Annotated in this window: 2 protein-coding genes; both read left to right on the top strand. The window is 63.1% G+C overall.

Annotated features, from left to right (window positions below):
• Positions 1–553: helix-turn-helix domain-containing protein (locus WDU99_RS17225; protein WP_337333698.1), on the top strand; the 553-nt coding region annotated here is incomplete at its 5' end.
• The coding region (locus tag WDU99_RS17230) for an IS3 family transposase (protein ID WP_337333699.1) at positions 550–1209 on the top strand (660 nt) is incomplete at its 3' end. The genes WDU99_RS17225 and WDU99_RS17230, both read left to right, overlap by 4 nt.

A 1209-nucleotide genomic window follows, 5' to 3' on the forward strand; every position in this document is an offset into this window, starting at 1 on the left:
TGAACTGCTCCCCGTGAGTTGGACTGAGAATTCAGTTCTGACTTCGGGGAGCAGTTTCGTGTATGCGCGTAGTTCATTGTCTGTCGTTCAGCGTGAGGCGGCGGTAGCGTCGTTCGAGCAGGGCTTGAGCGACTCGGCTGTCGCGACGCAGTTGGGCGTGTCGAGATGGCCCGTGCGGGCGTTGTATCAGCGGTGGCGGATCAGAGGCAGAGGAGCTCTCGTGCAGAAACGGAGCAAAGCTTCGTACTCGTTCGAGTTCAAGCTCGGGCTCGTGGAGCGGGTTCTCGCGGGCGAGCCGGCGGCGGTGTTGGCCGAGGAGGCAGGGCTGTCCTCGCCGGTTCTGTTGAAGACCTGGGTGCGGAGGTATCGCAACGAGGGTGAGGATGCTCTGCGTCCCAAGCCCAAAGGCCGCCCGCGAGGATCGAGCGCGTCGCCGCCGGGTGAGGAGTCGGAGCTGGAGCGGTTGCGGCGCGAGAACGAGTATCTGCGGGCACAGAACGCGTACTTGGGAAAATTGCGGGCCTTGATGGATCAGAAACGACGGACAAGGTGAACGCCGTCGTTGCCCTCAAGGCCGAGCACTCTCTCATCGACCTGCTCACCGCTGCCGGGCTTGCCCGGTCGACCTTCTTTTACCATCAGGCCCGCCTCGACACCCCGGACGGGCACGCGGATCTGAAGGCCGAGATCCGTCGCCTGTTCGACCGGCATAACGGCCGTTACGGGCACCGCAAGATCCGCGACGAGCTTCGCTCGGCGGGCTGGGTGGTGTCGAAGAAGACCGTCCTGAAGCTGATGCGGCAGCTCGGGTTACGGTGCACGATCCGCCGGAAGAAGCGTTACAACTCGTTCAAGGGCGAGGTCGGCACGGTCGCCCCGAACCTGCTCGAACGCGACTTCACGGCCACGGCGCCGAATCAGAAGTGGGTCACCGACGTGACCGAGTTCACAATCGGGGACCGGAAGGTCTACCTATCTCCGGTGATGGATCTGTTCGACCGGCAGATCATCGGCTACGCCACCGGATTGTCCCCGAACCTCGACCTCACCAACACGTCCCTGCGACAGGCGCTGACAACACTGCGGCAGGGCGATACGCCGATCGTGCACTCCGATCAAGGCTTCCAGTATCAGCACCTGTCCTGGCGGCGACTGCTGACCGACACCGGCTGTGTCCAGTCAATGTCCCGCAAAGCGAACTGTCTCGAT

Source organism: Microbacterium bandirmense (genome assembly GCF_037204185.1).
GTDB classification, from domain to species: Bacteria; Actinomycetota; Actinomycetes; order Actinomycetales; family Microbacteriaceae; genus Microbacterium; species Microbacterium bandirmense.